Source organism: Thermomonospora catenispora, assembly GCF_006363815.1.
Taxonomy (GTDB): Bacteria; Actinomycetota; Actinomycetes; order Streptosporangiales; family Streptosporangiaceae; genus Thermomonospora; species Thermomonospora catenispora.
This window is the reverse complement of record NZ_RRYT01000072.1, coordinates 1-4157: the sequence shown is the minus strand read 5'-3', so window position 1 is coordinate 4157 and position 4157 is coordinate 1. Positions and strand designations below refer to the sequence as shown.

Annotated in this window: 4 protein-coding genes and 1 pseudogene; 2 read left to right on the top strand and 3 right to left on the bottom strand. The window is 76.2% G+C overall.

Annotated elements, in window-relative coordinates; genetic code table 11:
- The 3 genes and pseudogenes from EIO00_RS23810 to EIO00_RS23800 all read right to left on the bottom strand — a co-directional run.
- Positions 1-421, bottom strand: a pseudogene (locus tag EIO00_RS23810) (hypothetical protein); the annotation flags it as partial.
- Between the two features lie 92 nt (positions 422-513).
- Positions 514-1419 carry a diacylglycerol/lipid kinase family protein gene (locus tag EIO00_RS23805; protein ID WP_206664249.1) on the bottom strand — a complete coding sequence of 302 codons (906 nt, stop codon included), beginning with the start codon at positions 1417-1419 and terminating at the stop codon, positions 514-516.
- Positions 1420-1426: 7 nt separating this feature from the next.
- Positions 1427-3004 carry an FAD-binding oxidoreductase gene (locus EIO00_RS23800; RefSeq protein WP_140182659.1) on the bottom strand — a complete coding sequence of 526 codons (1578 nt, stop codon included), beginning with the start codon at positions 3002-3004 and terminating at the stop codon, positions 1427-1429.
- Between the two features lie 69 nt (positions 3005-3073).
- Here EIO00_RS23800 and EIO00_RS23795 point away from each other — a divergent pair, with 69 nt between their 5' ends.
- Complete coding sequence (locus tag EIO00_RS23795) at positions 3074-3664, top strand: TetR/AcrR family transcriptional regulator (protein WP_140182654.1); 591 nt, start codon at positions 3074-3076, stop codon at positions 3662-3664.
- Positions 3661-4157 (top strand): FAD-dependent oxidoreductase (locus EIO00_RS23790; RefSeq protein ID WP_140182652.1); only part of this gene is annotated, 497 nt, incomplete at its 3' end. The genes EIO00_RS23795 and EIO00_RS23790, both read left to right, overlap by 4 nt.

Below are 4157 nucleotides of genomic sequence, written 5' to 3'. Positions count from 1 at the left end.
GCGCGGGCGGCCGATGACGCGGCGGCTGCGGCCGCTGCGGCGGTGCGGGAGGCGGGGCCGGGGCGGGCGAGGACAGGCTCTTGAGGGCGTCCAGCGCCTGGGTCGTGGGGCCGGGACCGTCGTCGTCGGGGCCCGGCAGCGGGGCGGGCCTGCTCCCGGCCGGCGCCTCGGCCCGGCCGTCGGGTGCGGCGTGCCGACGGCCCCGCGGCGGCGAGGAGGGCACGGCCTGCGACAACGACTCCATGAACGCGGGCACGTCACGGGCCGGCAGCCGGAAGGTTCCGCTGCAGACCCCGCCGTTCCAGATGCTGATCACCATGACCTGGGCATCGGGATGCCAGCTGAGCCGCAGCGCTCGGTCCTTGCCCCGGTCGTCGAAGAAGACCTCTCCGTCCCGGGGCAGCGGGGTCGCGCCTGACATGGCGTTCATAGTGGCTGTGCCCCGGGCGCTTGTCCAGGCCGGCCCCCGGGAGCGGTGACCGGCATCACGCCGCGTCATGCCCGCCACGCCCGTCATGTCGGGTCCGGCGGGGCCAGCACGCGCAGGGCGCCGGGGAGCACGCGGGCGGTGACGGGGAGGCCGCCCAGCAGCTCCCCGTCCGCGCCGTACCGCAGCCGCCTCCTGACCGGGGCCGCCTGCTCGATCCGCACCTCGCGGCCGCGCAGCACCTCCACCTGGGGACGCCGCACGTGGGTCCCCTCGGTCAGCTCCCGCATCACCGTGAAGAACAGCAGCCGCGACGAGCGATTGATGATCACCACGTCCAGCAGTCCGTCGTCCACCCGGGCCTGGGGGGCCACCCGCCGCCCGAAGCCGTAGTAGCCGGAGTTGGCCGCCACGACGGTGTAGCCCTCCCGGCGGTAGGCGGTCCCGTCGACGGTGACGCGGTAGGCGACCGGGGGCCAGGCGGCCACCGCCCGCATGCCGCCGACGTAGTAGGCGGCGGCCCCGCGCAGCCTGGACCGGTTGGCGTAGTGGTTGGCCAGCGCGTCGACCCCGGTGTAGACGCTGCCGAGCACCGGCACCCCGTTGGCCTCGATGGCGTCGATCCGGCGGGGCTCGCCGTGCAGCAGCAGCGCCGCCAGCTCCCGCGGGTCGGTGGGCAGGCCGAGCTGACGGGCGAAGTCGTTGCCGCGCCCGGCCGGGACGATCCCGATCACCGCGTCGGTCCCGGCGAGCGCGCCGCCCACGCATCCGGCCATGCCGTCGCCGCCGACGGCCAGCACCACCCGGCCCGCCTCGGCCGCCGCGCGGGCCAGGTCGGCGGCGTGCCCCAGGCAGTCGCTGTACTCCACCTCGACCTGCGCTCCGGCCTCGCGCAGCAGCCGGGTGAGCCGCAGCAGCATCGCGGCGGAGGCGGAGGCGCCGGGGCCTCCGGCGGAGGGGTTGACGACCGCGGTGAAGGAACGCAGGGCCATGGTCACCTCAGGGCAGCAGAACACCGGGGTTGAGGATTCCGACGGGGTCGACGCGCCGTTTGACCGCGCGCAGCAGGTCCACCGCGAGCGGGCCGATCTCGGCGGCGTACCAGTCGCGATGGTCGGTGCCCACGCCGTGGTGGTGGCTGATGGTGCCGCCCGCCGCGATGATCGCGTCGTTGGCGGCGCGCTTGGCGCGCCGCCAGTGCTCCACCGGATCGGGCCCCTGGGCGGAGACGACGGTGAAGTACAGCGAGGCGCCCGCCGGGTAGACGTGCGAGATGTGGCACATCACCAGCGGCGGGGTGCCCGCCTCGGTGAGGGCTCCGGTGAGGGCGTCGCGGACGGCCGCGTACAGCGCGGGGATCTTCGACCAGAACGTCGCGGTCTCCAGCGTCTCGGCCGTCGCCCCGACGTCCAGCAGGGCGTCCCGCAGGTAGGGGGCGCTGAACCGGCCGTGCGCCCAGCTCTCGCCCGGCTCGGCGCCGAGCGGTTCGCCGCCGGCCTCGCGCAGCGTGCGCGCCACGGCGGCGCGGCGGGCGGCGACCTCCTCCTCAGCGCCCTCGTATCCGGCGACGACCAGGCAGCCGTCCTCCTGGAGGGCGCCGATCCGATCCGGCCGGGCCAGGCCGACCATGGTCTCGGTCTCGTCCGACAGGCGCAGCACGGTCGGCAGCGGCCCGTCCTGGGCGATCCGCCGCAGCGCGGCCGTCCCGGCGTCGAAGGAGGGGAACCGCCAGCCCTCGTAGGCGCTGACGGCGGGCGCCGGGCGGACCCGCACGGTCACCGCGGTGATGACGCCGAACGCGCCCTCCGAGCCGAGCACGAGCTGGCGCAGGTCCGGTCCGGCCGCCGAGCGGGGGGCGCGGCCCAGCTCCAGGGTCCCCTCGGGGGTGGCCACGGTCAGGGCCTGGACCATCTCGTCGAAGCGGCCGTATCCGGCGGAGGCCTGGCCGCTGGAGCGGGCCGCGGCGAATCCGCCGATGGTGGCCCACTCGTACGACTGGGGGTAGTGGCCGAGGGTGAACCCGCGCTCGCGCAGCAGCTCCTCCGCGCGGGGGGCGCGCAGGCCCGGCTGCAGGACGGCGGTGCGGGACACCGGGTCGAGGTCCACCAGGGCGTCCAGCCGGCACAGGTCCAGCGCCACGACGCCGGTGAAGCCGTCCGCCCGGGGGGCCAGGCCGCCCACCACGGAGGTGCCGCCGCCGAACGGGACGACCGCGATCCGCCGCTCGGCGCAGATCCGCAGCACCGCCAGCACCTCGTCGTGGTCCGCCGGCAGGACCACCGCGTCGGGGGCGTCGGCGACCTCCCCGGCGCGGATCCTCAGCAGGTCGGGCGTGGACTTGCCGCGGGTGTGGCGGATGCGGGTCTCGGCGTCGGCGCGCACGTAGGGGTCGCCGACCGCCTGGGCCAGCGCGGTGAGGGCGTCCCCGGGCAGCCGCGGGTCGGCGACCTTGACCTGGTCGAGCCGGAGCGGGGGCGTCTGAGCGGGCCGCACGCCGAGCAGGTCGCGCAGCAGACGGGTCACTGAGTCCGGCAGCGGCGTCGCCCGGGCCGGATCCCCCCACCCGTTCCACGCCATCCGTTGCGGTTCCACCCTTACCTCCCGCCGTCGGGTCGATGCGCACAGCATGCGCTTACACTGTGACATATGCCGTCCATTCGTCACAAGAACACGGATGTGGACGCGGTGCTGGACGCGGCCCGGGACTGCGTGCTGGCGGTGGGGGTGCGGCGCACCACGCTCACCGACATCGCCCGGCGCGCGGGGGTGTCCCGGATGACGCTGTACCGCCGCTGGCCGGACGCCCGGCGGATCCTCGCCGATCTGATGACCCGCGAGCTCGCCGCGATCGCCGACGCGGCGACGTCGGCGGCCGGCGCGGACGGCACGACGCGCGACCGGCTGGTGCGCGCCCTGGTGGCCGGAGTCCGGGCGATCCGCTCCCATCCGCTGTTGCGCAAGACGATGGAGGTCGACTCGGACCTGCTGCTGCCGTACCTGCTGCAGCGCCGAGGGGCCAGCCAGAACGCCTTCCTCCGCCATCTGGAGGAGGCCATCCGCGCCGGACACGGCGACGGCTCGATCCGGACGGGCGACCCGGTCCGCCAGGCCCGCTCGGTGCTGCTGGTGGCCCAGTCGTTCGCGCTGTCGGGACCGACCATGGCCGACGAGGAGCACCCCCTCGAGGCCCTCGACGACGAGCTCCGCGACATCCTGGAAAGGGCACTCACCCCGTGAACTCCTCGCTGAACGCCGCCCGCCGCGCCCGCGAACTGGCCGAGCTGCCCGACCGCGTGGTCGACCTGCTGGTGGTCGGCCTCGGCGCGACCGGCGCCGGGGCGGCCCTGGACGCCGCCGCGCGGGGCCTGTCGGTCGTCGCGATCGACGCCCACGACCTGGCCTTCGGCACCTCCCGGTGGAGCTCCAAGCTGGTCCACGGCGGGCTGCGCTACCTGGCGTCCGGGCGGCTGGACGTGGCCCGCGAGAGCGCCGTCGAACGCGACGCGCTGATGCGGCGCATCGCCCCCCATCTGGTCTCCGCCGCTCCGTTCGTGCTCCCGCTGACGACCGCGACGCCTCGGGCGCAGGGGGCGCTGACCTGGGCGGGGCTGCTCGCCGGGGACGCGCTGCGCAAGGGGGCGGGCACCCCGCGGTCGGTGCTGCCGCCGCCGCGCCGGCTGTCGGCGGCCCGCACCCGCGAGCTGGCCCCGGCGCTGCGGGCGACCGGGCT

Excerpts from the sequence above, each read along its gene's own strand:
- EIO00_RS23805 (WP_206664249.1), bottom strand. The coding sequence starts at position 1,419 with ATGGCCCTGCGTTCCTTCACCGCGGTCGTCAACCCCTCCGCCGGAGGC.
- EIO00_RS23795 (WP_140182654.1), top strand. The coding sequence starts at position 3,074 with ATGCCGTCCATTCGTCACAAGAACACGGATGTGGACGCGGTGCTGGAC.
- EIO00_RS23800 (WP_140182659.1), bottom strand. The coding sequence starts at position 3,004 with ATGGCGTGGAACGGGTGGGGGGATCCGGCCCGGGCGACGCCGCTGCCG.